We start from the raw sequence: 24,408 nt of genomic DNA, 5'->3' as shown, positions 1-24,408 counted from the left end.
GTTGCGTGCCGGCGGTGCGGCGCTTGCAGCTATCACGTCCATGGTTTCGATAAGGCAGAATACGCAATTCGCCCGCATTTTGCATGATCGACCACCCAACTTCGCAGACTCGACAGCCGCCTGTAAGCGTTGATTGACGCCGCACAACGGCGCTGCATTTTTCCGGCTTTTATTTTGCTTTCAACGTACCCGGTTTCATCCACGCACGCCATGAACGCTTCATCCGAAACTGCTGTAACGCCGTCCGCCGAAGACGCCGCCGACCGCGACCGACGCTTCGGCGGCATCGCGCGCCTCTACGGCGCACCCGCGCTCGCCGCGTTCGAAAGGGCGCATGTCGCGGTGATCGGCATCGGCGGCGTCGGCTCGTGGGTGGCCGAGGCGCTCGCGCGCAGTGCTGTCGGCAAGCTGACGCTGATCGATCTCGACAATGTCGCCGAAAGCAACACGAACCGGCAGATTCACGCGCTCGACGGCAATTACGGCAAAGCGAAAGTCACGGCGATGGCCGAGCGCATCAAAATGATCGATCCGGCCTGCGACGTGCGGCAGATCGAGGACTTCGTCGAGCCTGGCAATTTCGATGCGACGCTCGGCGGCGGCTTCGATTACGTGGTCGATGCGATCGACAGCGTGCGCACGAAAACCGCGCTCATCGCGTGGTGCGTGGCGCGCAAGCAGGCGCTCATCACCGTCGGCGGCGCGGGTGGCCAACTGGACCCGACGCGCATTCGCATCGACGATCTCGCGCTCACGATTCAGGACCCGTTGTTGTCGAAAGTGCGTGGCCAGTTGCGCAAGATGCATGGCTTTCCGCGCGGGCCGAAAGCGCGTTTCAAGGTGAGCGCGGTCTATTCCGACGAACCGCTGATCTATCCCGAAGCGCCCGCGTGCGATATCAGCGAAGGCGCCGAGCATCTCGAAACGGGCGCGGGCTACGCCGGGCCGGTCGGCCTCAATTGCGCGGGATTCGGATCGAGCGTGTGCGTGACGGCGAGCTTCGGCTTCGCGGCCGCCGCGTTCGTGCTGCGCGATCTGGCGAAGCGCGCGGCCTGAAACGAAAACGGCCAGCTTCAAAAGCTGGCCGTTTTCAGTTGAAGCACGCGATCAGTTGATCGCCGCGCTCAGCTTGCGCCGCCATTGCGACACGAGATCAGGCTGATTCGCGGCAAGCTCGAACACGGACAGCATCGTCTTGCGGCCGACATCGTCCATGAAGGCGCGATCGCACACGACGATCGCAAGCAGATGCTCCAGCGCGCCCCCGTAATCGCGGCCCGCGATCAGGCGGTTGGCAAGCGCGAAGCGTGCGTCGAGATCGTCGGGGTTCGCGTTGACCGCGTCGATGAGCGCGTCGGCGGGCGGCAGATCCGCTGCCGCATCGGCGGCGTCGAGCTCGGTCTTCAGCGCGTTATAGCGTGCATCGATGCCTTGCGTCGTCTTCGGCGACAGCAGCTTGTCCTCTTCCTTCGCCTCGTCGATGCGGCGCTCCGCGATCAGCCATTCGATCAGGTCGAGACGCGCATCGTCGTAACCGGGATCGAGCGCGAGCGCGGCCTTGATGGTATCGATCGCTTGCTTGCGATTGCCCGCGGCCCATGCGTTCTGCGCGGCGTGGCGCTCGGCGTCGGCGCCATCGGGCACGAGCCGGTCGAGAAACTCGCGCAACTGGCCTTCCGAAAGCACGCCGATGAACTGATCGACCGGGCGGCCGTCCGCGAATGCGACCACGTGCGGAATGCTGCGCACCTGAAAATGCGCGGCCAGCTCCTGGTTCTCATCGACGTTCACCTTGACGAGCTTCCACTTTCCCGCTGCTTCGGCTTCGAGCTTCTCCAGCATCGGTCCGAGCGTCTTGCACGGGCCGCACCAGGGCGCCCAGAAATCGACGAGCACGGGCGCGAGCATCGACGCGTTGATGACGTCGTGCTCGAAGGTGGCGAGGGTCGTATCCATGCGTTTTCTCCTAATGCTTGCGGTCTATCTCAAATATATGGGGACGATCCGCGTGACTCTCAAGCGCGCACGCACGCCTCATGCCTCGGGCGCGCGATTTTCGCGGCGCTGCGGCGGCAGCGGAATGTATTCGGTCTCGCCGGGCACGTGGCCCATGCGCTGCTCGCTCCATGCGATTTTTGCCGCGTCGATCTTCTCGCGCGAACTCGACACGAAATTCCATTCGATGAAGCGCGTGCCGTCGAGCGGCGCGCCGCCGAGCAGCATCGCGACCGCGCCGTTGGTGCTGTGCAGCTTCACGTCCGCGCCCGGCGCGAGCACGGCCATCTGCTGTTCTGGCAGCGCTTCGCCGTCGATCGACAAGTCGCCGCTCACGAGATAGACGCCGCGTTCCTCGTGCTCGGTGTCGAGCGTGATCGCACTGCCGGCCGCGAACTGCGCGGCGACGTAGAGCGTCGGCGAGAACGTGCGCGTGGGCGCCTTCGCGCCGAACGCCGTGCCCGCGATCACGCGCAGCGTGACGCCGTCGCGCTCAATCTGCGGCAGCGCGGAGGCCGCGTGATGCTCGAACGCAGGCTCGATGTCCTCGCTCGCCGCCGGCATCGCGACCCAGGTCTGAATGCCGTGCATCGTCTGGCCGGACGCGCGCTCTTCATCGGGCGTGCGTTCGGAATGCACGATGCCGCGCCCCGCGGTCATCCAGTTCACGTCGCCGGGCACGATCTTCTGCACCGAGCCGACGCTGTCGCGATGCATGATCGCGCCATCGAAGAGATACGTGACCGTCGCCAAACCGATATGCGGATGCGGGCGCACGTCGAGTCCCTTGCCGGGCACGAGCGTTGCGGAACCAATGTGGTCGAAAAAAATGAAGGGTCCGACGGTGCGCGCCGCGAGCGCGGGCAGCACGCGACGCACCATGAGGCCGCCGACGTCGTGTTCGTGAGGCTTGAGCAATGCGCGGAACGGCGATGGCATGGCGGATTCCGATGGAAAGATCGCGCGCCGGAATGGCGCGCGTGTCTTCGTCGATTTTACCGGCCGATTCCGGGCGGCGCAGGCGTGCCGCCGAGGCTCTCGTTTTTTACGTCGCCGCGCTCATCAGTCCGCGTGCGGCTTCACGCAACTTTCGCAACCTCGATAGGAGCTTCGCCATGAACAGGAACAAGCTGTTGATCGCCATTACCGCGGGTCTCGTCGCCGCCACCACGGCGACGGGCGCATTCGCGCAGACGTCGTCGGGCAATTCGTCGGGCGCGATGGGCAACGATGCCGCCGGCGCGGCCACCGATAACTCGGCGGCTCCCATGACGAAAAAGCACAAGATGCACAAGCAATCGGCGCACGCAGCAACCAAGAAGACGCCTGCCGCGGAAACCGGCAACAACTCCGCGACGGATAGCGGCCAGAGCAAGTAAGCGCCGCTTCGGCACGCCGAAGAAAGCGCTCGCGCCGATAGCCGGCGCGGGCGCTTTTTTGCGTCCTTTGTCATGTCGCGCGGCATTCGATGAACCTGCCGCCGCGCGCTCCGCTACACTTTACGACTCGCCAACATGCACATGACACGAGGGGAAGGGCGATGTCGCCAAAGGATTTGCTGATCGCATCGGTGGTCATTGTCGCGTGGGGCGTCAATTTCGTCGTCATCAAACTCGGGTTGCACGGTGTGCCGCCGATGCTGCTCGGCGCATTGCGCTTTGCGTTCGCCGCGGTGCCGGTGTTCTTCGTCAAGCGCCCGCAAATCCCGCTGCGCTGGCTGTTCGCTTACAGCCTCACCATTTCCCTCGGGCAATTCGCGCTGCTCTTCTACGGCATGTATGTGGGGATGCCGGCCGGGCTCGCGTCGCTCGTCTTGCAGGCGCAGGCGTTTTTCACGCTTATCTTCGCGTCGATGTTTCTCGGCGAGCGCATCCGCGCGGCGAATGTCGCCGGACTCGTGATCGCGGCGGCCGGTCTCGCGCTGATCGGCATGCGCGGCGGCCACGCGATGACCCTCGCCGGTTTTCTCTTCACGCTCGCCGCCGCCGCGATGTGGGCGCTCGGCAATGTCGTGACCAAGCGCATGGGCAAGGTCGATCTGCTCTCGCTCGTCGTGTGGGGCAGCCTGATTCCGCCGCTGCCGTTCCTCGCGCTCTCGCTGATTTTCGAAGGCCCGGCGCGCATCGAAGCGAGTCTCGCGTCGATCCCGCTCGTGTCCGTGTTCGCGATTCTCTACCTCGCATTCATCGCAACGATCGTCGGTTACAGCCTGTGGGGGAAGTTGCTCGCGCGCTATCCGGCGGGAAGCGTCGCGCCGTTTTCGCTGCTCGTCCCGGTGATCGGGCTCGCGTCGGCGGCGGTGTTTCTCGGCGAGGGGCTGAGCGCCGCGCAAGTGGTCGGCGCGGCGCTCGTGATGGCGGGACTCGTGGTGAACGTGTTCGGCGCGCGGCTCGTTCAGCGCATCCTGCCGGCGCGCTGAACGAAGCACGGCACGCGTCTTACGTCATGCGGCTCTTCGCGAGCGGCGGATTCGCCGCGAAGTAGCGCTTGATGCCCTTCATGATCGCGTTGGCCATCTTGTCGCGATAGGCGTCGTCGTTGAGGCGCGTTTCCTCGTCCGGATTGCTGATGAACGCGGTCTCGACCAGGATCGACGGAATGTCCGGCGCCTTCAGCACGGCGAAACCCGCCTGTTCGACCGAACCCTTGTGCAACTTGTTGATGCCGCCGATCTCGTTCAGCACGAAGCTGCCGTAGCGCATCGAATCGCGGATCTGCGCGGTCGTCGACATGTCGAAGAGCGCGCGGTTCACGCTCGCGTCCTGCGACTTCACGTTGATGCCGCCGACCTGATCCGACGAGTTCTCCTTGGCCGCCATCCAGCGCGCGGCCGCGCTCGACGCGCCGTGCTCAGACAACGCGAACACCGACGAGCCGCGTGCGTCGGGCGACGTGAACGCATCCGCGTGAATCGACACGAACAGGTCGGCGGACACGCGCTGCGCCTTTTGCACGCGCACGTTGAGCGGCACGAAGAAGTCGGCGTCGCGCGTCATCATCGCGCGCATGTTGGGCTGGGCGTCGATCTTCGCGCGCAGCTTCTTCGCGATGTCGAGCGCGATGTGCTTCTCGTACGTGCCCTGGCCGCCGATCGCGCCGGGGTCCTCGCCGCCGTGACCCGGATCGATCGCCACCGTCAGCAGACGCGTGGTGCCGGACTGCTTCGGCGCGGAGAAGGTGTACTGGTCGTCGTCGTCGTTCTTCTTCGCGATGACGGGCGGCGGCGTCGGCACGCGCTGCGGCTTCACCGAAGGCTTCGGCGCGGGCGCGGCTTCGGCCGGCGCATCGTTCTGCGCGTACTTCTGGAAGAACTCGTCGGTGGAATCGGGCGACGTCGGTTTCTGCGCGGTGGACGGACCGGAGAGCGTTGCGGGCGGCGGCGCCGACGGATTCGGATTCGCGCGGTCGAGCGCCTCCTGCTTGCGCTCGGTCTGGGCGAGCAGTTCCATCAGCGGATCGGGCGCGACGGCCGGATACAGGTCGAACACGAGCCGGTACTTGTAGCTGCCGATAGGCCCAAGATTGAACACCTGCGGCTTCACCGATCCCTTCAGATCGAACACCATGCGCACGACATGCGGCTGATATTGCCCGATGCGCACTGACTGAATCTGCGGATCGTTCGGCGTGATCTTCGAGACGAGGTCTCGCAACGCCTGATCGAGATCGATGCCGGAGAGATCGACGACGAGCCGGTCCGGTCCCTGCAACAACTGGTTCGCGTTCTGGAGCGGCTGGTCCGATTCGATCGTCACGCGGGTGTAATCGCGCGCGGGCCACACGCGCACGCCGAGCACGCTGCTCGCGTGCGCGAGCTTCGGTCCGACGAGCGCGAGCACGAGCGTCGAGGCGCCCGCGCGCAGCACCTGGCGGCGGCGCCAGTTGTGCGGCGCGACGGCGCCCGCTTCGATCGAATGAAATGGCTTGATCAACATCTTTCGAGACATGACTTTCCTGTTTCGCTGAACGCCCGCGCGGTCAGTACGCGGCCTTCTTCTTCGTTCGAATCGCCCGGTGAGCCATGCTCGTCCGGCAGCGATAGCTGGAACACGAGGTCCGGCACGCCGAGCAGGCCGCCCGCTTGTTGCGGCCACTCGACGAGGTACAGCGCGCCCGCATCGAAATATTCGCGGAAGCCGGCATCGGCCCATTCGGCCGGATCGGCGAAGCGATAGAGATCGAAGTGATAAACGTCGAGCGGACCGCTTTCGATGACGAGCGAGTACGGTTCGACGAGCGTGTAGGTCGGGCTCTTCACGCGGCCGGCGTGGCCGAGCGCGCGCAGCGTGGCGCGCACGAGCGTGGTCTTGCCCGCGCCCAGATCTCCGATCAACTGGACCTGGAGACCGTGAAATCGTTCAGAAGACGATTGCGATGCATGAAGGCGCGTGGCATCGATGGCGCGCGCGAAGCGTTCTCCGAAAGCGAGCGTCGCGGCTTCGTCGCGCAGGTCGAAGCGGCGTTCGAGAAGCGCGTGATGAAGGTCTTGCGTCGTTCGTGCGGGGCTTTCGGGCATTGCTCGTAAAATGTCGTGATGAACCGATTGCCGGAACATTCCGTTGAAGTCACGACCGCGTCCAGCGACGCAGCCGCTGAATCCGTATCAGAGTCTCGCGTTTTCGATATCGATGAAAACGCGCTGGCAGAACTCGCGCAACGCATCAGGAACTGGGGGCGCGAGTTGGGGTTCGGTGCGGTCGGTATCAGCGATATCGACCTGACGGATGCCGAGAAAGGCCTCACTGATTGGCTCGAAGCAGGCTATCACGGCGAAATGGATTATATGGCCAAACATGGGATGAAACGCGCAAGACCAGCCGAGCTTGTGGCCGGAACGCGACGTGTCATCACCGTGCGCATGGCCTATCTGCCGGCGCAAACGCTCGCGAAAACGGGCGATGAAAGTGTCGCGACAGCCGACGGTCAGAAGAACGACTGGCGCGCGATCGAATGGACGAGGCTCGCGAAGCCGTCGCAGGCGATGGTTTCCGTCTACGCGCGCGGCCGCGATTATCACAAGGTCATGCGCAATCGACTGCAGCAACTGGCCGAGCGCATCGAGAAGGAAATCGGGCCCTTCGGGCATCGCGCGTTCACGGATTCCGCGCCGGTGCTGGAAGTCGCGCTCGCGCAGAAGGCGGGCACCGGCTGGCGCGGCAAGCACACGCTGCTGCTCGATCGCGATGCCGGATCGCTGTTCTTTCTCGGCGAAATTTTCGTCGATGTGCCCTTGCCCGTCGATCCGCATCCCGAGCGCGAGGGCGCGCATTGCGGGCAGTGCACGCGTTGCATCGGCGCGTGTCCGACGGGCGCGATCGTCGCGCCGTATCGCGTGGATGCACGGCGCTGCATCTCGTATCTGACGATCGAACTGCACGGCAGCATCCCCGAAGACATGCGTCCGCTGATCGGCAATCGCGTCTATGGCTGCGACGATTGCCAGCTCGTCTGTCCGTGGAACAAGTTCGCGCAGGCCGCGCCCGTCGCGGACTTCGACGTGCGGCATGGGCTCGATCGCGCGACGCTCGTCGAACTGTTTGCATGGAGCGCCGGAGATTTCGACACGCGCATGCAGGGCAGCGCGATCCGGCGCATCGGGCATGAGCGCTGGCTGCGCAATATCGCGGTCGCGATGGGCAACGCGTTGCGCGCGTCCGGGCTGGATGCGGGCGAGCGTCAGGCTATCGTCGATGCGCTGCGCGGGCGTGAAGACGACTCGTCCGAACTCGTCCGCGAACACGTTCGCTGGGCGCTGGAGCAATCATGAAGGACATTCCATACGATGCCGTGATCGACGCGCCGTTCGGCAAAGTCGGCATTCGCGCCGATGCGCAGTCGGTGCGCGAGATCGTCTATCTGCCCGATGACGTCGAAAGTATCGAGCCGCAAACGCCGCTCGCCAGGGAAGCCGTCGCGCAGATTCGCCGTTACTTCGACACGCCGTCGATGCGCTTTGATCTGCCGCTCGCGATCCGCGGCACCGATTTTCAGCAGCGCGTGTGGCGAGGTATCAGCGGCATCGCGGCGGGGCATGTCTGGACCTACGGCCAGCTCGCACGCGAGATCGGCAGCGTGCCGCGCGCGGTCGGGCAGGCGTGCGGCTCCAATCCGCTGCCGATCGTGATACCGTGCCACCGGGTAGTGGCATCGGGCGGGATCGGCGGCTTCGCGCATCATCCCGGCGAAGGTTTTTATCGCAACGTGAAGCGCTGGCTTCTGACGCATGAAGGTGTACGGATCGCATGACGAGCGCAACGACTGAAGAACTACAAACGCCGCAATCGAGCGCGAGTCAGGACGCGATCGATCTCTTTTGCGATGCGCTCTGGCTCGAACACGGGCTCGCGAAAAACTCGCTGGAAGCGTACCGGCGCGACCTCAAACTGTTCGCCGAATGGCTCGGCAAGACGCGCGGCGCATCGATCGACGCCGCCGGCGAAGCCGACATGAACGGCTACATGGCGGCGCGTCGCGGCGACAAGGCGACGTCCGCGAACCGGCGTTTGTCGGTCTTTCGCCGTTATTACGCGTGGGCGTTGCGCGAGCACCGCGTATCCTCCGATCCGACGCTCAAGCTGCGCTCGGCCAAGCAGCCTCCGCGCTTTCCTTCGACGCTCAACGAGGCGCAAGTCGAAGCGCTGCTCGGCGCGCCGGACATCGAGACGCCGCTCGGCCTGCGCGATCGCACGATGCTCGAACTGATGTACGCGAGCGGCCTGCGCGTGACCGAGCTCGTGACGCTGAAAACGGTCGAGGTCGGCCTGAACGAAGGCGTCGTGCGCGTGATGGGCAAAGGCTCGAAGGAACGCCTGATCCCGTTCGGCGCGACGGCGCACGACTGGCTCGAACGCTATCTGCGCGAAGCGCGTCCGGTGCTGCTCGGCGCGCGTTCCGCCGACGCGCTCTTCGTCACCTCGCGCGGCGAAGGCATGACGCGTCAGCAGTTCTGGAACATCATCAAGCGTCATGCGCTGAAGGGCGGCGTGCATGCGCCGCTTTCGCCGCACACGCTGCGTCACGCGTTCGCCACGCATCTGCTCAATCACGGAGCGGACTTGCGCGTCGTGCAATTGCTGCTCGGCCACTCGGACATCTCGACGACGCAGATCTACACACACGTCGCGCGCGAACGTCTGCAAAAGCTGCATCGCGAACATCATCCGCGCGGTTGATGCGCTTCGTTCGCGAACGATCGTGCCACGGCGGCGCGTTGCTGCGCACTCGGCCGGATGGCCAATGGTGAGCGGCCCGGCGCGCCGCTACAATGCGTCCATGTCGAAAGCCAAACACGTGTCCGAAACGCCCGCGACGCAGTTCCTGCGCCGTCACAAGGTCGAGTTCGGCGAGCATCCCTACGAATACGTCGAGCGCGGCGGCACGGAGGAATCCGCGCGGCAACTTGGCGTGGACGAGCACGTCGTCGTCAAGACGCTCGTGATGGAGGACGAGCACGCGAAGCCGCTCATCGTCCTCATGCACGGCGACCGCACCGTGTCCACGAAGAATCTCGCGCGACAGACGGGCGCGAAGCGCATCGAGCCGTGCAAGCCCGACGTCGCGAACCGGCATTCCGGATTTCTCGTCGGTGGCACGTCGCCGTTCGGCACGAAGAAAGCGATGCCGGTGTATGTCGAATCGAGCATTCTGGAGCTCGACCGGATCTATCTGAACGGCGGTCGGCGCGGCTATCTCGTGAGCCTGAAGCCGTCCGTGCTGACCGAGTTGCTCGACGCGAAGCCCGTGCAGTGCGCGAGCGTCGATTAGAATGCGTTCCGCTCTCGCCATAACTGAAAAGACACCATGATTTTTCTGATCGTCGCCGTCGTGTCCTATTTGATCGGCTCGATTTCATTCGCCGTCGTCGTGAGTCACGCGATGGGACTGGCCGATCCCCGCTCGTACGGCTCGGGCAACCCCGGCGCGACCAACGTGCTGCGCACCGGCAACAAGAAGGCCGCGATCCTCACGCTGATCGGCGACGCGTTCAAGGGCTGGCTGCCCGTGTGGATCGTCGCGCACTTCGGCGCGAGCTTCGGCTGGGATAGCGCCGGCATCATCACGGCCACGGCGCTCGCGGCCATCGCGGTTTTTCTCGGGCATCTCTACCCGGTTTTCTTCAGGTTTCAGGGCGGCAAGGGCGTCGCGACGGCGGCGGGCGTGCTGCTCGCGATCCACCCGGCGCTCGGCATCGCGACGCTGCTCACCTGGTTGATCATCGCGTTTTTCTTCCGTTATTCGTCGCTGGCGGCGCTGGTCGCGGCGGTGTTCGCGCCGTTTTTTCAGGTGTTCCTGTTCGGGCCGAGCCGCATCTCGCTCGCTGTTCTCGCGATGAGCCTGCTTCTGATCTGGCGGCATCGCGCCAATATTTCGAAGTTGCTGGCGGGGCAGGAAAGCCGCATCGGCGAAAAGAAGAAAGCGGCGCAAGCGCCTGAATAAAGCAAAAAGCCGTTCCGGCGCAAACCGGAACGGCTTTTTTACTTCTTGCGGCAAAGAATCAGTCGCGGAAGTTGTTGAAGTCGAGCGGCGTGTCCGTGACTTCCTTCTTCAGCAGCGCGATGGCGCTTTGCAGGTCGTCGCGTTTCGTGCCTTGCACGCGCACCGCATCGCCCTGAATGCTCGCCTGAACCTTGATCTTGCTGTCCTTCACGATCTTGACGATTTTCTTCGCCAGATCGCCCGACACGCCTTTCTTCACCGTGACGACCTGCTTCAGCTTGTCGCCGCCGATCTTCTCCTGCTTGCCGTAGTCGAGAAAACGCACGTCGACGCTGCGCTTGGCCAGCTTGTTCAGCAGAACGTCCTTCACCTGGCCGAGCTTGAAATCGTCGTCGGCGTAGAGCGTGAGTTCGCGCTCTTTTTGCTCGACGCGTGAATCCGAACCCTTGAAGTCGAAGCGCGTCGAGATTTCCTTGTTCGACTGCTCGATCGCGTTCTTCACTTCGATCATGTTTGCTTCGCTGACGACGTCAAACGATGGCATCTGTCTTTCTCCTTCATTGAGGCGAGCGCGCTCAAGAAGCGCGGCTCGCGCAATCGCTATAATCACGGACCTGTCGTCATTCTACCGACGCGCCTCGCTCATGTCGCTCCAGCTTCTCTCCGATTTCTCTCTGCTCGCTCACAACACGTTCGGCTTCGACGCGCGCGCGCGTCATGCGATGCGCATCGATTCCGTCGATGCGGCCGTCGCGCTCGCCACCGATGCGCGCATCGCGAACATGCCGCAACTCGTGCTCGGCGGCGGCAGCAATATCGTGCTGACACGCGATTTCGACGGCGTCGCGCTGATCGTCGGCATCGCGGGCAAACGCGTGATCGGCGAAGACGACGGCGCGTGGCTCGTCGAAGCCGGCGCGGGCGAAAACTGGCACGATTTCGTTGCCTGGACGCTCGCACAAGGCATGCCGGGCCTCGAAAACCTCGCGCTGATTCCGGGCACGGTCGGCGCGGCGCCGATTCAGAACATCGGCGCATACGGGCTCGAAATGGGCGAGCGCTTCGAGCGGCTCAGCGCGGTCGAACTCGCGACCGGCGAACGCGTGGACTTCGATCGCGCCGCATGTGCGTTCGGTTATCGCGACAGCTTTTTCAAGCGGGCAGGGCGCGGGCGCTTCATGATCACGTCGGTGGTGTTCAGGCTGCCGAAAGCGTGGACGCCGCGCGCCGATTATGCCGATGTCGCGCGCGCGCTCGAAGGCGCCGCGAAACCGGATGCACAGGCCATTTTCGATGCGGTCGTCAGCGTGCGCCGCGCCAAGCTGCCCGACTGGACCGTGCTCGGCAACGCGGGCAGTTTCTTCAAGAATCCGGTCGTGAGCGCGGCGGCATTCGAGACGCTACGACAGCGCGAACCCGGCGTCGTCTCGTATCGCCAGGCGGACGGGCAGATGAAGCTCGCGGCGGGCTGGCTGATCGACCAATGCGGCTGGAAAGGGCGCGGCATCGGCGGTGCGGCGGTCCACGACCGTCAGGCGCTCGTCCTCGTGAATCGCGGCGGCGCGACGGGCGCGCAAGTGCTCGAACTCGCTGAAGCCATCAAACGCGACGTGCTCGCGCGTTTCGATGTCGAACTGGAGATGGAACCGGTCTGCCTCTGATTCCGACGCATAAAAAAACCCGCCGAACGAAAGTCCGGCGGGTTTTTTACGTCGAGAAACGCGCGAATTACGCGCCGCGCTTGCGGCGTGCGTTTTCCGCGATGCGCATACGCAGCGCGTTCAGCTTGATGAAACCGCCGGCGTCGGCCTGGTCGTAGGCGCCGCCGTCGTCGTCGAAGGTCGCGATGTTCTTGTCGAACAGCGTTTCCTTCGAATCGCGCGCGACGACCGACACGCTGCCCTTGTAGAGCTTCACACGCGTCCAGCCGTTGACCTTCTCCTGCGTGTGGTCGATCAGCACCTGCAGCGCGCGGCGCTCCGGGCTCCACCAGTAGCCGTTGTAGATCAGCGATGCGTAACGCGGCATCAGATCGTCCTTCAGATGCGCCACTTCGCGATCGAGCGTGATCGACTCGATGCCGCGGTGCGCCTTCAGCATGATCGTGCCGCCCGGCGTTTCGTAGCAGCCGCGCGACTTCATGCCGACATAGCGGTTCTCGACCAGATCCAGACGGCCGATGCCGTGCTTGCCGCCGAGACGATTCAGCTCGGTGAGCATCTCGGCCGGCGACAGGCGCTTGCCGTTCAGCGCGACCGGATCGCCCTTCTCGAATTCGATATCGACATATTCCGGCTGATCCGGCGCCTCTTCCGGCGACACGGTCCAGCGCCACATATCGGCTTCGGCCTCGGCCTTCGGGTCTTCCAGATGGCGGCCTTCGAACGAGATGTGCAGCAGGTTCGCGTCCATCGAGTAGGGCGCGCCGCCTTGCTTGTGCTTCATTTCGATCGGAATACCCGCCTTCTCGGCGTACGCGAGCAGCTTTTCGCGCGAGAGCAGGTCCCATTCGCGCCACGGCGCGATCACCTTGATGCCGGGTTCGAGCGAGTAGTAGCCGAGCTCGAAGCGGACCTGGTCGTTGCCCTTGCCGGTCGCGCCGTGCGAGACGGCTTGCGCGCCGGTCGCGCGGGCAATTTCGATCTGGCGCTTCGCGATCAGCGGACGCGCGATCGATGTGCCGAGCAGATACTCGCCTTCGTAGATGGTGTTCGCGCGGAACATCGGGAACACGAAATCGCGGACGAACTCTTCACGCAGGTCTTCGATGAAGATGTTGTCCTGCTTGATGCCGAGCTGGAGCGCCTTCTTGCGCGCGGGCTCCAGTTCCTCGCCCTGGCCGATGTCGGCCGTGAAGGTCACGACTTCGGCGTCGTAGTTGTCCTGCAACCATTTCAGGATGACGGAGGTGTCGAGACCGCCCGAATAGGCGAGCACGACTTTCTTGATATCGCTCATGGTGAACTCGTGTGCTGAAAAGCCAGGTGCGGCGGTTGTGCGCCGCTTCGCGTCCGTCAGGCGCGCGACGGGCATGAAGTGCGCGGAAAAAACGCTATTTTGACATCAAAAAGCCGCGCTTCCGCAAATTCGGGATGCGCGGCTCATCGGCAGCGCCGATTTGCCCGGGATTCGCTCAGTGATTGAGCTTGCCGAGCAGGAGATACTCCATCAGCGCCTTCTGGACGTGCAGACGGTTCTCCGCCTCGTCCCAGACCACGCTCTGCGGGCCGTCGATGACTTCCGCGCTCACTTCCTCGCCGCGATGCGCGGGCAGGCAGTGCATGAAGAGCGCGTCGGGATTGGCGCGCGCCATCATCTCCGCGTCGACGCAATAGTCGGCGAACGCCTTCATGCGCGCCTCGTTTTCGGCTTCGTAGCCCATGCTGGTCCAGACGTCCGTCGTGACGAGGTCGGCGCCCGCGCACGCTTCGTTCGGATCGTCGAACTCTTCGAAGAACGGCTTGCTTTCCTCGGAGACCAGCGCGGGGTCGAGCTTGTAGCCGAGCGGTGTCGAGAGGCGCAGCCTGAAGCCGAGGATGTGCGCGGCCTCGATCCACGTGTAGAGCATGTTGTTCGCGTCGCCGACCCACGCGACGGTCTTGCCGAGAATCGGACCGCGATGCTCGTAGAACGTGAAGATGTCCGCGAGCACCTGACACGGGTGATATTCGTTGGTCAGCCCGTTGATGACGGGCACCCGCGAGCTTTCGGCGAAGCGCTGGATGATGTCCTGGCCGAACGTGCGGATCATGATGATGTCCACCATGCGCGAGATGACCTGCGCCGAATCTTCGATCGGCTCGCCGCGGCCGAGCTGCGTGTCGCGCGTGTTCATGAAGACCGCGTGGCCGCCGAGCTGGAAGATGCCCGCTTCGAACGAGAGACGCGTGCGCGTGGAGCTCTTCTCGAAGATCATCGCGAGCGTGCGATCGTGCAGCGGATGATAGGTCTCGTAGTTCTTGAACTTGCGCTTCAGGATGCGCGCGCGTTCGAGCAGATACTCGTAGTCGTCGAGCGAAAAATCCTTGAACTGAAGATAGTGGCGAATTTTTTTGGCGGTCATGAAACGCAGGCGGCGGCTTCGAACCGGCCGCTTCGCCATGAGGCGTCAGGGCCGGACGGCGCCGCCGTCGTGAGTGGTATCGCATTTGAGCATAAAGGATTTTGCGATGTTTGACGAGGCTGGCCAAAAGGACGATGCCGAGCGCGCAGGCCCCGCCCACGGCCTCGTAATACCCCTGATGGACGCGCCCGATGTCTGTGTGCGCTGCGGAAAAGAGGTCGCTGCGGTATAATTGCGCTCGCTCGTTTTTCAACAGTTCTGCAACATTCAGCACCGTTTCACGCGCATTTGCGGCGAAGGGTTCGCAAGAATCCGGTCGGCGTGGCTTCGTGCGTTTCGATTTCGCGGTGGATTGCGCAGTGCTGTCGAGTCCGCCATTCCTGCCGCGGGCGCGGACGGTTCTCACAGAATCGATCTCCTGCGCCGGCCCATGCGGTTCCCTGCGTCAGGCATGTGCGTCCCGGTGCGCGTCACCGGCCGTCAAAAGGTATTTCTACATGGCTGAAACATCTCCGACCGAATACTTCATACAAGGCATCACCAGGAACGGGAGGAAGTTTCGGCCGAGCGATTGGTCCGAGCGCCTGTGCGGTGTGATGTCGGGCTTCGGCCCCAAGGCGAAAGGGCCCAACGCCCGTCTGCAATACTCCATCTACGTGCGTCCGACGATGATCGACGACATCAAGGTCGTGATCGTCGATTCACGCCTGCGCGACATCGAGCCGATGGCTTTCGACTTCGTGCTGAACTTCGCGAAGGACAACGATCTGCTCGTGACCGAAGCGTGCGAATTGCCGCCGCATCACGGCACGCAGACTCAGCAGCACCAGCCCTGATGCATCGACAGTAAGCGACAGCAAGCGACAGAATTTGCAGACGCAAAAAAGCCCGCCGAAGCGGGCTTTTTCGTTACTGCGCAGCGGAAACAGGAAGCTGCTTCGGCGAACGCCTGAGTCAACGAAAACTCACGATGACCGAAAAGCGCCCGCCAGAAGCGAGCCGGAATTACTGGGCAGCGGGGGCCTGCAGGCCCTTGATTGCTGCAGCCAGGCGGCTCTTGTGACGAGCAGCCTTGTTCTTGTGGACGATCTTCTTGTCCGCGATGATGTCCAGCGTCTTGGCCGACGACTGGAACACTTCGGCGGCCTTGGCCTGATCGCCGGCTTCGATAGCCTTGCGAACTGCCTTGATGGCCGTGCGGAACTTCGAGCGCAGCGCCGAGTTGTGCGAGTTTGCCTTGGCGGCCTGACGGGCGCGCTTGCGAGCTTGAGCGGAATTTGCCATGACGGTTTCCTTGTCCTGTTTCTGCTGTTACTTGTCCGGAGCGCGCGGCCGGCGAAGGCCTTGAAAAACCCTTACACGGGCACTCGATCGCGCTGCCTTTGATCTGAAATCCCGGGAACGATTGCCCGAGAACCTCTAAAACATCGCCGGCCGGAGCCGGAAAAGACGCGAAGCTGCATGATCCACCGACGATTCGATAGAATTTTGGAGCTTCGAAACCGGAAATTATAGCAAGGGAATATGAGACGTGACAAGCGTCGCGTGGATCGCGCCGCTGCCGGGCGATTTGATGCAATTGTTCCGCAGCAAACGGAGTATCGTGGGAGCGTAGCACGAGGCCCTTATAATAAGAGCCCCATGAATCTATTCCGAGCCCTCCTGACGGTCAGCGGCTTCACGCTGCTGTCGCGCGTGACCGGCCTGATCCGCGAAACGCTGATCGCCCGAGCCTTCGGCGCCAGTCTCTATACCGACGCGTTCTATGTCGCGTTCCGCATTCCCAATCTGCTGCGGCGTCTCTCCGCGGAAGGCGCGTTCGCGCAGGCGTTCGTCCCGATCCTCGCCGAGTTCAAGAACAGCAAGGGCCACGATCCGACCAAGGCGCTCGTCGACGCGATGTCGACCGTGCTCACGTGGTTCCTCGTCGTGCTGTCGATAGCCGGCATGGCGGGCGCGAGCTGGGTCGTCTACGCGGTGGCGTCGGGGCTCAAGCACGAAGGCATCGGATACACGCTTGCGGTCGAGATGACGCGCATCATGTTTCCGTACATCGTCCTCATTTCGATGACGACGCTCGCCTCCGGCGTGCTCAACACGTACAAGCAGTTTTCGCTGCCCGCGTTCGCCCCCGTGTTGCTGAACGTCGCGTTTATTTTCGCGGCGGTGTTCGTCGCGCCGCATCTGAAGGTGCCGGTCTATGCGCTCGCTTATGCGGTCATCGTCGGCGGCGTGCTGCAATTGCTCGTGCAGATCCCCGGCCTGAAGAAAATCGACATGACGCCGCGCGTCGGGCTGAACTTCCGGCGCGCGCTCGCGCATCCGGGGGTCAAGCGGGTGTTGCTGAAGATGGTCCCGGCCATGTTCGCGGTGTCGGTGGGGCAGTTGAGCCTCATCATCAACACGAATATCGCGTCGAACATCGGAGCGGGCGCCGTGTCGTGGATCAACTACGCCGACCGTCTGATGGAATTCCCCACCGCGCTGCTGGGCGCGGCGCTGGGCACGATCCTGCTGCCGAGCCTCTCCAAAGCGCACGTCGACGCCAATCACGACGAATACTCCGCGCTGCTCGACTGGGGCTTGCGTATCACGTTCCTGCTGGCCGCGCCCAGCGCGATCGCGCTCTTCTTCTTCGCCGAGCCGCTTACCGCGACGCTCTTTCACTACGGCAAGTTCGACAGCCATTCGGTCGTGATGGTCGGCCGCGCGCTGGCGGCGTACGGAATCGGGCTGATCGGGCTCATCCTCATCAAGATTCTCGCGCCGGGTTTCTACGCGAAGCAGGACATCAAGACGCCGGTGAAGATCGCGGTCTTCGTGCTGATCATGACGCAGGTCAGCAACTACATCTTCGTGCCGATTTTTTCCCATGCAGGTCTGACGCTTTCGATCGGCCTCGGCGCGCTCGCCAATGCGCTCCTGTTGTTCGCGGGTCTGCGCCGCCGCAAGATCTACCAGCCTTCGCCGGGCTGGCTGCGCTTTTTCGTGCAACTGATCGGTGCGTGCCTGATTCTTGCGGGCACGATGCATTGGGTGGCGATCAATTTCGACTGGATCGGCATGCGCGCGACGCCGTTCATGCGCATCGCGCTCCTCGGTGCGAGCCTCGTCGTGTTCGCCGCGCTATATTTCGGTATTCTGTCCGCAATGGGCTTCAAGTACGCCTATTTCAAGAGACGCACGCTTTGATGACGACAACGCGTATCCTCGACTACTTCTCTTCGCTGATGGCGGACGACGAGAGCCTTCCGCTCACGGAAGCGGCTTTGTCGCTCGCGCAGGATGCGTACCCCGATCTCGACATGCAGGCCACGCTCGCGGAGATCGACGAACTCGTCGTGCGCGCCCGTCGCCGTATGCCCGACGACGCGAGCGTGGAGCACAAGGTCGATGCGCTCAATCGATACTTCTTCCGCGAGCTGGGTTTCTCCAGCAACCTCAACGATTACTACGATCCCGACAACAGCCATCTGAACGTGGTGCTGCGCCGGCGTCGCGGCATTCCGATTTCGCTCGCGGTGATCTATCTGGAAATGGCCGAGCAACTCGGCTTGCCGGTGCGCGGCGTGTCGTTTCCGGGGCATTTCCTGCTGCGCGTCGCCACACCGGGTCAGGATCTCATGCTCGATCCGACTACCGGTCAAACGCTTTCCGAAGCGCAGATGGTCGAGATGCTGGAGCCGTATGTGCAGCGCGTGGGCGAATCGATCGGCAGCGCGCTGCGCGTGCTGTTGCAGCCCGCGACGCGCCGCGAGATCGTCGCGCGCATGCTGCGGAATTTGAAGGGCACTTACTTGCAGACGGAACGCTGGCAGCGGCTGCTCGCGGTTCAGCAGCGGCTCGTAATCGCGCTGCCGAACAGCATCGAGGAAGTGCGCGATCGCGGTTTCGCTTACGCGCGTCTGGATTATCTGCGACCGGCGCTCGAAGATTTGCAGCGTTACATCGAGATACGCCCGGATGCCGAGGACGCGACGGTCGTCGAGACCGAATTGCACGAACTGCGACAGCGCACGCAGCACAACGGCGACTGAACGAAAACGGCGGACTTCGGGAGAAGCCCGCCGTTTTCACATCCAAAGCGTCATTTCGGCTGCATGCGGATCGCGCCGTCGAGACGGATCACTTCGCCGTTGAGCATCGGGTTATCGAAGATCTGCTTGACGAGCATCGCGTATTCGTCCGGCTTGCCGAGGCGCGACGGGAACGGCACCATCGCGCCGAGCGCGTCCTGCACTTCCTTCGGCATGCCGAGCAGCATCGGCGTTTCGAACAGGCCCGGTGCGATCGTCATCACGCGGATACCGCTCTTGCTCAGATCGCGCGCGATCGGCAGCGTCATGCCCGCGACGCCGCTCTTCGACGCCGCATAGGCCGCCTGGCCGATCTGCCCGTCATACGCCGCCACCGATGCCGTATTCACGATCACGCCGCGCTCGCCCGCATCGTTGGCTTCGTTCTTCGACATCACGCTGGCCGCGAGCCGGATCATGTTGAAGGTGCCGATGAGGTTCACCGAAATCACTTTCGAGAACAGATCGAGCGCGTGCGGACCGTCGCGACCGACCGTCTTCGCCGCCGGCGCGATGCCCGCGCAGTTCACGAGGCCGCGCAACGTGCCGAGACTCGTCGCGGTTTCGACGGCGCGCTGACCGTCGCTTTCCTGGCTCACGTCGCATTTGACGAAGGCGCCGGACAGCTCGTTCGCGAGCGCCTCGCCTGCCGCTTCGTTCATGTCGGCGAGCACGACCTTGCCGCCTTGCGCCGTAATGAGCCGCGCCGTCGCCGCGCCGAGTCCCGACGCGCCACCGGTAATCAGAAAGACATTGCCTTGCATCTCCATGCTGCTTCTCCGTTATGTGATTCGTGCGTGCGTGCGAGGGCAGGGGTATGTGCCGCTCGCGCCGATGTAGTCCTTTTGGGAAACGCGTCGATTGTAGCGAAGCCCGTGATCGCAAAATCGCACATCGATCATGCGGATTTGAAGGCGTAAAAAAACCCGCTCGTCGAGAGCGGGTTTTCTTCGGGCGCGATGCGTGGCGCGCTTTACTTCAGCGCGTCGAACACGCGCGTGCGGATTTCATCGACGGTGCCGGTGCCCGCGATCTTGCGATACGCCGGCGCTTTCAAACCGTTCGGCGCGTCGCCGCTCTTCGCCCAGTCGTTGTAATACGCGATCAGCGGCTTGGTCTGCGCGACATACACGTCGAGACGCTTCTTCACGGTCTCTTCCTTGTCGTCGTCGCGCTGGATCAGCGGCTCGCCGGTGACATCGTCGGTCATGTCGACCTTCGGCGGATTGAACTTGACGTGATACGTGCGGCCCGATGCGGCATGCACGCGGCGGCCGCTCATGCGAGTGATGATTTCGTCGAAGGGAACATCGATCTCGAGCACGTAGTCGATCGCGACGCCCGCGTCTTTCATGGCTTCGGCTTGCGGCAGCGTGCGCGGGAAGCCGTCGAAGAGATAGCCGTTCTGGCAGTCGTCCGCCTGCAGACGTTCCTTCACGAGATTGATGATGAGCGAATCCGGCACCAGCTCGCCCGCGTCCATGTAGCGCTTCGCCTCGACGCCGAGCGGCGAGCCTGCCTTGACGGCTGCGCGCAGCATGTCGCCGGTCGAAATCTGCGGAATGCCGAATTTCTCCTTGATGAAGTTTGCCTGGGTGCCCTTGCCCGCACCGGGTGCGCCCAACAGGATCAAACGCATGGTGATCTCTCCGAATCGTCTATAAACCGCTTCAAGCCGCGAGGCTGATTTGACATCCGGTGGCTTGGCTCGTGCGGCGTCGACGACAGGGCGCGCGGCCGAAAGGAGACGGCGGGCACCTGCGGACAGCGGCGCAACGTTGAGCGTGGCGCTGACCGGAAGGCTCGCGCAATCGCTTGATTATGCCACGGCTCCTTACGATCGCGACCGTAATAACGCGGATAGAAACCGCCAAAAACCCCCGCCAATCGGGCGTCGGCGGGGTTTACACGGGTTGTGCGGCAGCGCTCAGTCGGCTGTGGGGAAAAGCGCCTGAACGCGCTCGAGATCGGCGGGCGTATCGACACCCGGCGGCGGCGAGTCCTGCGTCACGCGCACCGCGATGCGCTCGCCGTGCCACAGCGCGCGCAGTTGCTCCAGTGCTTCGGCTGCTTCGATCGGCGCTTGCGCGAGCGTCGGAAAGTCGCGGAGAAACTTCGCGCGATAGGCATAGAGCCCGATGTGGCGCAGCACGTTCTCCGGCACGGAAGGCAGTTTTCCGAGCGCGGCGACGTCCGGCCAGTGCGGCTGCCAGAGATCGCGCGTCCACGGAATCGGCGCGCGCGAGAAGTAGAGCGCGACGCTCTTCGCATCGAGCACGACCTTCACGACGTTCGGATTGAAGACGTCGGCGGGATCGTGAATCGGATGCGCGGCCGTGGCGATCGCGCATTCGGGACGCGCGGCGAGGTGCGCGGCGACATCGCGCACGAGTTGCGGATCGATGAGCGGCTCGTCGCCCTGCACGTTGACGACGATCGCGTCGTCGTCCCAGTTCAGGCGCGTCGCCACTTCGGCGAGACGGTCCGTGCCGGTGGGATGATCCGAGCGCGTCATCATCACTTCGATGCCGTGATCGCGCACGGCCTCGACCACGCGGTCGGAATCGGTCGCGACGAGCACCTGGCTCGCGCCGGATTCGCGCGCGCGCTCGGCGACGCGCACGACCATCGGCTTGCCGCCGATATCGGCGAGCGGCTTGTTCGGCAGGCGCGTGGACGCGAGACGCGCCGGAATGACCGCGATGAACGGAACGGACATGTCAGCGCGCTCAGGCGTCGCCGTTCGGCTTGATCGGCTCGACGGGCGTGCCTTCGACCGTCTGCCGCGCTTCGTCGACGAGCATCACGGGAATGCCGTCGCGGATCGGATAGGCGAGCTTGTCGGCGCTGCAGACGAGTTCCTGCGCCGCGCGATCGTAACTGAGCGGGCCTTTGCAGATCGGGCAAACGAGGATTTCAAGCAGACGTGCGTCCACGGAGTTTCTCCACAACAAGAGCGATGAGGCGCGGTCTGAGCACGGCTTGCACCGGAACGACCCAGATGCGTGCGTCGCGCCAGGCCCCAAATTTTACTGCATCCTTTTCGGTGATCAGGATCGCATCGGCTTCGACGCCCGCGAACGGATTCTCGCGATACGAATAGTGATCGGGGAACGCGCGCGTCGCAGGCGTGATGCCCGCCGCGCGCAGCGTCGCGAAGAAGCGCTCCGGCGAGCCGATGCCCGCCGCCGCGACCACTTTCTCGCCCGCGAACTGATCGAGCGGACGGCGCTGATGCGGATCGTCGAGCAGCCACGCGTCGCCGGATTCGAGTTCGAGCGCGAACGTGTCCGGCCACGGCGGCAGCGTGCGCTCGTACGGACTGTTGATGAGCGTCGCGTCCCGGCGGCGCGACATCGGCTCGCGCAACGGGCCCGCGGGCAGCAGAAAGCCGTTGCCGCCGAGGCGGGCATCGAACACGACGAGTTCGAACGCGCGCGCGAGGCGGTAGTGCTGCAGGCCGTCGTCGGAGACGAGGACATCGACGTTCGGATGCGCTTCGATCAGCGCCTTCGCGGCGGCGACGCGATCCGGGCAGACGAACACCGGCGCGTGCGTGCGGCGTGCGATCAGCAGCGGCTCGTCGCCGACCTGCGCGGCGGCGGACGTCGGCGTGACGCTCGTCGGCTTCGCGACCTTCGCGCCGTAGCCGCGCGAGACCACGCCCGGCTGGAACCCGGCGGCGCGCAACGCCTCGACGAGCGCGATGACCGTCGGCGTCTTGCCCGTCCCGCCGACGGTCACGTTGCCCACGACGACCACCGGCACGCCGACATCGACGCGCTTGATCCAGCCGAGTTCGTAGAAGGCGCGCCGCGTGGCTGCGATCGCGCCGAAAATGCAGGCGAAGGGCGTCAGCGCCCAGGCGACGGGACCGCGACGGCGCCATTCGCGGGCGAGAAAGTTCTCGATCGGCGGTTTGAAATCAGACATGGACCGCCTTCGCGCTGAACGCTGACGGGCGGCAGATCGGGTACGGCATGGCGTGCAACGGCAGCTCCTCGGAGTACGGTTGGCGGGTGCTGGAACCCGGCACTCTAGCGCGCGTGAGCCGTGGGCGCCAGTCGCGAGCATGGGCGAGGATTCGGCCCGGCGCAATGCGAGCGCCTGTGGATAAGTCTGTGAAGAACTTGCGGCGCGTCGGGCGCATTGCCGCGTCAGGAAAGAGTTGCTCCGGGGATTACAGTGTTCACGAAAAATTATCGTCTAAAAATCAATGGTTTGGGACGAAGTCACGGCCCTCCGACGATGCTGCGGCGGGCATTGCGGTAAGTCTTTCTGTGTGGACACTTGCTACACTTGCGTACCTCGTTCAGCGGCATTTGTCCATCGGACACGGCGGCCGCGTCGCAAATATTTTTCCCATCAGACATGACTCCCGATTCCCTGCCGTCGCAAAGCGGCGATGCCGTCATCCCCGTTTCGGCGCTCAATCGCGCGATCAGCTCGATGCTCGAACGATCGTTCCCGCTCGTCTGGGTGTCGGGCGAAGTGTCGAACTTCACGCGTGCGGCGAGCGGCCATTGGTACTTTTCGATCAAGGACGCGAACGCGCAGATGCGCTGCGTGATGTTTCGCGGCCGTGCGCAATACGCCGAGTTCATGCCGCGCGAAGGCGACAAGATCGAGGTGCGCGCGCTCGTCACGATGTACGAACCGCGCGGCGAGTTGCAGCTCAACGTGGAAGCGGTGCGGCGCACTGGGCAGGGCCGGCTCTACGAAGCGTTCCTGCGGCTGAAGGCGCAACTCGAAAGCGAAGGACTTTTCGCGGCCGAGCGCAAACGCGCGCTGCCGACGCATCCGCGCGGCATCGGCATCGTGACGTCGTTGCAGGCTGCCGCTTTGCGCGACGTGCTGACGACGCTCGCGCGTCGTGCGCCGCATGTGCCGGTCGTCGTGTATCCGGCGCCGGTGCAGGGCGCGGGCGTCGGCGCGAAGCTCGCGGCGATGGTCGAAGCCGCCAATGCGCGTCGCGAAGTCGATGTGCTGATCGTGTGCCGTGGCGGCGGATCGATCGAGGATCTGTGGGCGTTCAATGAGGAAGTGCTGGCACGCGCGATCGCGGCGAGCGAGTTGCCGGTGGTGAGCGGCGTCGGACACGAAACGGATTTCACCATCGCCGATTTCGCCGCCGACGTACGCGCGCCGACGCCGACCGCCGCCGCCGAACTCGTCAGCCCGCAGCGCGTGCTGCTGTTGCGCGAGCTGGATCATCGGCATGCGGCGCTCGCTCGCGGCTTCGGCCGGATGATGGAGCGGCGCGCGCAGCAACTCGACTGGCTCGCGCGCAGGCTCGTGAGTCCCGCGGAACGGCTCGCGCGGCAGCGTGCGCATCTGCGGCAACTGGCGAGCCGTCTCAGTACCGCGGGCGCGCGGCCCGTGCGCGATGCGCGCGCGCATTTCGCGCTGGTGCAGTATCGCTGGCAGCGAAAGCGTCCGAACGTGGCTGCCGAACGCGAGCATCTGCTGCGGCTCGCGCAGCGCATCGGCGGCGCGCATGAGCGACGCGCGGAGCGCGAAAAAGCGTACGTCTCGGAACTGGCGGCGCGCTTGCAGGTGCTCAGTCCGCAGCGCACGCTGGAACGCGGCTATGCCGCATTGATCGACGCTCAGACCGGCCGCGCCGTGCGTGCGCCGAACGCGTTGAAACCGAGGCGGCCGCTCACCGTTCATCTCGCGGAAGGCTCCGCGGACGTGCTGCTCGCCGATGTCCAGCCGCGTCTGTCAGACGAATTCTGAAGCCGGCGCGACACGGGAAATCGGCGTACATTTGACGTGCCCGAAGAGGCTCGTCAGAGCACTTTTTACGCCTTGTGAGGCCTATGGAAAGCAATCTTG

Annotated in this window: 26 protein-coding genes; 13 read left to right on the top strand and 13 right to left on the bottom strand. The window is 64.0% G+C overall.

Annotation, left to right across the window (positions count from 1 at the left end):
- The first annotated feature begins 210 nt into the window (after window positions 1-210).
- The gene (locus tag QCE73_RS11750) at window positions 211-1,056 is read left to right on the top strand and encodes a ThiF family adenylyltransferase (RefSeq protein WP_250484091.1); all 846 of its coding nucleotides are present in this window, start codon (window positions 211-213) and stop codon (window positions 1,054-1,056) included.
- 51 nt (window positions 1,057-1,107) lie between these two features.
- Here QCE73_RS11750 and trxA read toward each other — a convergent pair whose 3' ends face one another.
- Both trxA and QCE73_RS11740 read right to left on the bottom strand, forming a co-directional pair.
- Window positions 1,108-1,956, bottom strand: coding sequence for a thioredoxin (trxA, locus tag QCE73_RS11745; RefSeq protein ID WP_309881322.1), 849 nt, complete (start codon window positions 1,954-1,956; stop codon window positions 1,108-1,110).
- Window positions 1,957-2,034: 78 nt separating this feature from the next.
- Entirely contained in the window at window positions 2,035-2,934 is a 900-nt protein-coding gene (locus QCE73_RS11740; protein WP_309881321.1) for a pirin family protein, read from the bottom strand.
- A 176-nt stretch (window positions 2,935-3,110) separates the two neighbouring features.
- On the opposite strand from QCE73_RS11740, the gene QCE73_RS11735 reads away from it, so the two are divergent.
- A complete protein-coding gene (locus QCE73_RS11735; protein WP_035500944.1) occupies window positions 3,111-3,374 on the top strand; it encodes a hypothetical protein in 264 nt (87 codons plus the stop codon).
- Window positions 3,375-3,535: 161 nt separating this feature from the next.
- Window positions 3,536-4,414 (top strand): EamA family transporter, encoded by an 879-nt coding sequence (locus QCE73_RS11730; protein ID WP_309881320.1) that lies wholly within the window; start codon window positions 3,536-3,538, stop codon window positions 4,412-4,414.
- A 19-nt stretch (window positions 4,415-4,433) separates the two neighbouring features.
- On the opposite strand, the gene QCE73_RS11725 is transcribed toward QCE73_RS11730, so the two are convergent.
- Entirely contained in the window at window positions 4,434-5,942 is a 1,509-nt protein-coding gene (locus tag QCE73_RS11725; protein ID WP_309881318.1) for an N-acetylmuramoyl-L-alanine amidase, read from the bottom strand.
- Window positions 5,924-6,511, bottom strand: a complete 588-nt coding sequence (gene tsaE, locus QCE73_RS11720) for a tRNA (adenosine(37)-N6)-threonylcarbamoyltransferase complex ATPase subunit type 1 TsaE (protein ID WP_309881316.1) — start codon at window positions 6,509-6,511, stop codon at window positions 5,924-5,926. Before tsaE ends, QCE73_RS11725 begins: the two co-directional genes overlap by 19 nt.
- 18 nt (window positions 6,512-6,529) lie before the next feature.
- Here tsaE and queG point away from each other — a divergent pair, with 18 nt between their 5' ends.
- From queG to plsY, 5 genes are all read left to right on the top strand, one after another.
- Window positions 6,530-7,762, top strand: coding sequence for a tRNA epoxyqueuosine(34) reductase QueG (gene queG / locus QCE73_RS11715; RefSeq protein WP_309881314.1), 1,233 nt, complete (start codon window positions 6,530-6,532; stop codon window positions 7,760-7,762).
- Entirely contained in the window at window positions 7,759-8,241 is a 483-nt protein-coding gene (locus QCE73_RS11710; RefSeq protein WP_309881312.1) for a methylated-DNA--[protein]-cysteine S-methyltransferase, read from the top strand. Before queG ends, QCE73_RS11710 begins: the two co-directional genes overlap by 4 nt.
- Entirely contained in the window at window positions 8,238-9,167 is a 930-nt protein-coding gene (gene xerD, locus QCE73_RS11705) for a site-specific tyrosine recombinase XerD (protein ID WP_309881311.1), read from the top strand. The genes QCE73_RS11710 and xerD overlap by 4 nt, the downstream gene beginning before the upstream one ends.
- A gap of 100 nt (window positions 9,168-9,267) precedes the next feature.
- The gene (gene ybaK / locus QCE73_RS11700) at window positions 9,268-9,759 is read left to right on the top strand and encodes a Cys-tRNA(Pro) deacylase (protein WP_238212719.1); all 492 of its coding nucleotides are present in this window, start codon (window positions 9,268-9,270) and stop codon (window positions 9,757-9,759) included.
- A gap of 36 nt (window positions 9,760-9,795) precedes the next feature.
- Entirely contained in the window at window positions 9,796-10,431 is a 636-nt protein-coding gene (gene plsY / locus QCE73_RS11695) for a glycerol-3-phosphate 1-O-acyltransferase PlsY (protein WP_238212718.1), read from the top strand.
- A 58-nt stretch (window positions 10,432-10,489) separates the two neighbouring features.
- Here the strand turns inward: plsY and QCE73_RS11690 are convergent, their stop codons facing one another.
- Window positions 10,490-10,975, bottom strand: coding sequence for a YajQ family cyclic di-GMP-binding protein (locus QCE73_RS11690; RefSeq protein ID WP_014192189.1), 486 nt, complete (start codon window positions 10,973-10,975; stop codon window positions 10,490-10,492).
- 100 nt (window positions 10,976-11,075) lie between these two features.
- On the opposite strand from QCE73_RS11690, the gene murB reads away from it, so the two are divergent.
- A complete protein-coding gene (gene murB / locus QCE73_RS11685; RefSeq protein ID WP_309881309.1) occupies window positions 11,076-12,092 on the top strand; it encodes a UDP-N-acetylmuramate dehydrogenase in 1,017 nt (338 codons plus the stop codon).
- 67 nt (window positions 12,093-12,159) lie between these two features.
- On the opposite strand, the gene QCE73_RS11680 is transcribed toward murB, so the two are convergent.
- Window positions 12,160-13,389 carry an argininosuccinate synthase gene (locus tag QCE73_RS11680; RefSeq protein WP_035500946.1) on the bottom strand — a complete coding sequence of 410 codons (1,230 nt, stop codon included), beginning with the start codon at window positions 13,387-13,389 and terminating at the stop codon, window positions 12,160-12,162.
- Between the two features lie 175 nt (window positions 13,390-13,564).
- Entirely contained in the window at window positions 13,565-14,494 is a 930-nt protein-coding gene (gene argF, locus QCE73_RS11675) for an ornithine carbamoyltransferase (RefSeq protein WP_309881308.1), read from the bottom strand.
- Window positions 14,495-14,991: 497 nt separating this feature from the next.
- Here argF and QCE73_RS11670 point away from each other — a divergent pair, with 497 nt between their 5' ends.
- Window positions 14,992-15,330 carry a DUF3579 domain-containing protein gene (locus tag QCE73_RS11670; RefSeq protein WP_035500784.1) on the top strand — a complete coding sequence of 113 codons (339 nt, stop codon included), beginning with the start codon at window positions 14,992-14,994 and terminating at the stop codon, window positions 15,328-15,330.
- A gap of 169 nt (window positions 15,331-15,499) precedes the next feature.
- Here the strand turns inward: QCE73_RS11670 and rpsT are convergent, their stop codons facing one another.
- Window positions 15,500-15,778 carry a 30S ribosomal protein S20 gene (rpsT, locus tag QCE73_RS11665; RefSeq protein ID WP_309881307.1) on the bottom strand — a complete coding sequence of 93 codons (279 nt, stop codon included), beginning with the start codon at window positions 15,776-15,778 and terminating at the stop codon, window positions 15,500-15,502.
- Window positions 15,779-16,135: 357 nt separating this feature from the next.
- Between rpsT and murJ the strand changes: the two genes are divergently transcribed.
- Together murJ and QCE73_RS11655 are read left to right on the top strand one after the other, a co-directional pair.
- Window positions 16,136-17,686: a murein biosynthesis integral membrane protein MurJ gene (murJ, locus tag QCE73_RS11660; RefSeq protein ID WP_309881306.1), complete on the top strand. Its 1,551-nt coding sequence runs from the start codon at window positions 16,136-16,138 to the stop codon at window positions 17,684-17,686.
- A complete protein-coding gene (locus tag QCE73_RS11655; RefSeq protein WP_035500792.1) occupies window positions 17,686-18,531 on the top strand; it encodes a SirB1 family protein in 846 nt (281 codons plus the stop codon). Before murJ ends, QCE73_RS11655 begins: the two co-directional genes overlap by 1 nt.
- Before the next feature lie 50 nt (window positions 18,532-18,581).
- On the opposite strand, the gene QCE73_RS11650 is transcribed toward QCE73_RS11655, so the two are convergent.
- From QCE73_RS11650 to lpxK, 5 genes are all read right to left on the bottom strand, one after another.
- Window positions 18,582-19,340 carry a 3-hydroxyacyl-CoA dehydrogenase gene (locus QCE73_RS11650; RefSeq protein WP_309881304.1) on the bottom strand — a complete coding sequence of 253 codons (759 nt, stop codon included), beginning with the start codon at window positions 19,338-19,340 and terminating at the stop codon, window positions 18,582-18,584.
- A gap of 203 nt (window positions 19,341-19,543) precedes the next feature.
- Entirely contained in the window at window positions 19,544-20,209 is a 666-nt protein-coding gene (gene adk / locus QCE73_RS11645) for an adenylate kinase (RefSeq protein ID WP_309881303.1), read from the bottom strand.
- A gap of 288 nt (window positions 20,210-20,497) precedes the next feature.
- Complete coding sequence (gene kdsB / locus QCE73_RS11640) at window positions 20,498-21,289, bottom strand: 3-deoxy-manno-octulosonate cytidylyltransferase (RefSeq protein ID WP_309881302.1); 792 nt, start codon at window positions 21,287-21,289, stop codon at window positions 20,498-20,500.
- A gap of 10 nt (window positions 21,290-21,299) precedes the next feature.
- A complete protein-coding gene (locus QCE73_RS11635) occupies window positions 21,300-21,506 on the bottom strand; it encodes a Trm112 family protein (protein ID WP_061119386.1) in 207 nt (68 codons plus the stop codon).
- On the bottom strand, window positions 21,487-22,503 hold the full coding sequence (gene lpxK, locus QCE73_RS11630) for a tetraacyldisaccharide 4'-kinase (RefSeq protein WP_238212704.1): 1,017 nt from the start codon (window positions 22,501-22,503) through the stop codon (window positions 21,487-21,489). Before lpxK ends, QCE73_RS11635 begins: the two co-directional genes overlap by 20 nt.
- A 438-nt stretch (window positions 22,504-22,941) precedes the next feature.
- On the opposite strand from lpxK, the gene xseA reads away from it, so the two are divergent.
- On the top strand, window positions 22,942-24,309 hold the full coding sequence (xseA, locus tag QCE73_RS11625; RefSeq protein WP_309881300.1) for an exodeoxyribonuclease VII large subunit: 1,368 nt from the start codon (window positions 22,942-22,944) through the stop codon (window positions 24,307-24,309).
- Window positions 24,310-24,408: the final 99 nt, after the last annotated feature.

The organism is Caballeronia sp. LZ029, assembly GCF_031451275.1.
GTDB lineage: Bacteria > Pseudomonadota > Gammaproteobacteria > Burkholderiales > Burkholderiaceae > Caballeronia > Caballeronia jiangsuensis.
The sequence above is the reverse complement of the archived record's forward strand: the minus strand, read 5'-3'. Positions and strand labels throughout refer to the sequence as shown.

Bases quoted from the DNA above. Each gene is read 5' to 3' on its own strand.
- QCE73_RS11750 (WP_250484091.1), top strand. From the start codon at position 211: ATGAACGCTTCATCCGAAACTGCTGTAACGCCGTCCGCCGAAGACGCC.
- trxA (WP_309881322.1), bottom strand. From the start codon at position 1,956: ATGGATACGACCCTCGCCACCTTCGAGCACGACGTCATCAACGCGTCG.
- QCE73_RS11740 (WP_309881321.1), bottom strand. From the start codon at position 2,934: ATGCCATCGCCGTTCCGCGCATTGCTCAAGCCTCACGAACACGACGTC.
- QCE73_RS11735 (WP_035500944.1), top strand. From the start codon at position 3,111: ATGAACAGGAACAAGCTGTTGATCGCCATTACCGCGGGTCTCGTCGCC.
- QCE73_RS11730 (WP_309881320.1), top strand. From the start codon at position 3,536: ATGTCGCCAAAGGATTTGCTGATCGCATCGGTGGTCATTGTCGCGTGG.
- QCE73_RS11725 (WP_309881318.1), bottom strand. From the start codon at position 5,942: ATGTCTCGAAAGATGTTGATCAAGCCATTTCATTCGATCGAAGCGGGC.
- tsaE (WP_309881316.1), bottom strand. From the start codon at position 6,511: ATGCCCGAAAGCCCCGCACGAACGACGCAAGACCTTCATCACGCGCTT.
- queG (WP_309881314.1), top strand. From the start codon at position 6,530: ATGAACCGATTGCCGGAACATTCCGTTGAAGTCACGACCGCGTCCAGC.
- QCE73_RS11710 (WP_309881312.1), top strand. From the start codon at position 7,759: ATGAAGGACATTCCATACGATGCCGTGATCGACGCGCCGTTCGGCAAA.
- xerD (WP_309881311.1), top strand. From the start codon at position 8,238: ATGACGAGCGCAACGACTGAAGAACTACAAACGCCGCAATCGAGCGCG.
- ybaK (WP_238212719.1), top strand. From the start codon at position 9,268: ATGTCGAAAGCCAAACACGTGTCCGAAACGCCCGCGACGCAGTTCCTG.
- plsY (WP_238212718.1), top strand. From the start codon at position 9,796: ATGATTTTTCTGATCGTCGCCGTCGTGTCCTATTTGATCGGCTCGATT.
- QCE73_RS11690 (WP_014192189.1), bottom strand. From the start codon at position 10,975: ATGCCATCGTTTGACGTCGTCAGCGAAGCAAACATGATCGAAGTGAAG.
- murB (WP_309881309.1), top strand. From the start codon at position 11,076: ATGTCGCTCCAGCTTCTCTCCGATTTCTCTCTGCTCGCTCACAACACG.
- QCE73_RS11680 (WP_035500946.1), bottom strand. From the start codon at position 13,389: ATGAGCGATATCAAGAAAGTCGTGCTCGCCTATTCGGGCGGTCTCGAC.
- argF (WP_309881308.1), bottom strand. From the start codon at position 14,494: ATGACCGCCAAAAAAATTCGCCACTATCTTCAGTTCAAGGATTTTTCG.
- QCE73_RS11670 (WP_035500784.1), top strand. From the start codon at position 14,992: ATGGCTGAAACATCTCCGACCGAATACTTCATACAAGGCATCACCAGG.
- rpsT (WP_309881307.1), bottom strand. From the start codon at position 15,778: ATGGCAAATTCCGCTCAAGCTCGCAAGCGCGCCCGTCAGGCCGCCAAG.
- murJ (WP_309881306.1), top strand. From the start codon at position 16,136: ATGAATCTATTCCGAGCCCTCCTGACGGTCAGCGGCTTCACGCTGCTG.
- QCE73_RS11655 (WP_035500792.1), top strand. From the start codon at position 17,686: ATGACGACAACGCGTATCCTCGACTACTTCTCTTCGCTGATGGCGGAC.
- QCE73_RS11650 (WP_309881304.1), bottom strand. From the start codon at position 19,340: ATGGAGATGCAAGGCAATGTCTTTCTGATTACCGGTGGCGCGTCGGGA.
- adk (WP_309881303.1), bottom strand. From the start codon at position 20,209: ATGCGTTTGATCCTGTTGGGCGCACCCGGTGCGGGCAAGGGCACCCAG.
- kdsB (WP_309881302.1), bottom strand. From the start codon at position 21,289: ATGTCCGTTCCGTTCATCGCGGTCATTCCGGCGCGTCTCGCGTCCACG.
- lpxK (WP_238212704.1), bottom strand. From the start codon at position 22,503: ATGTCTGATTTCAAACCGCCGATCGAGAACTTTCTCGCCCGCGAATGG.
- xseA (WP_309881300.1), top strand. From the start codon at position 22,942: ATGACTCCCGATTCCCTGCCGTCGCAAAGCGGCGATGCCGTCATCCCC.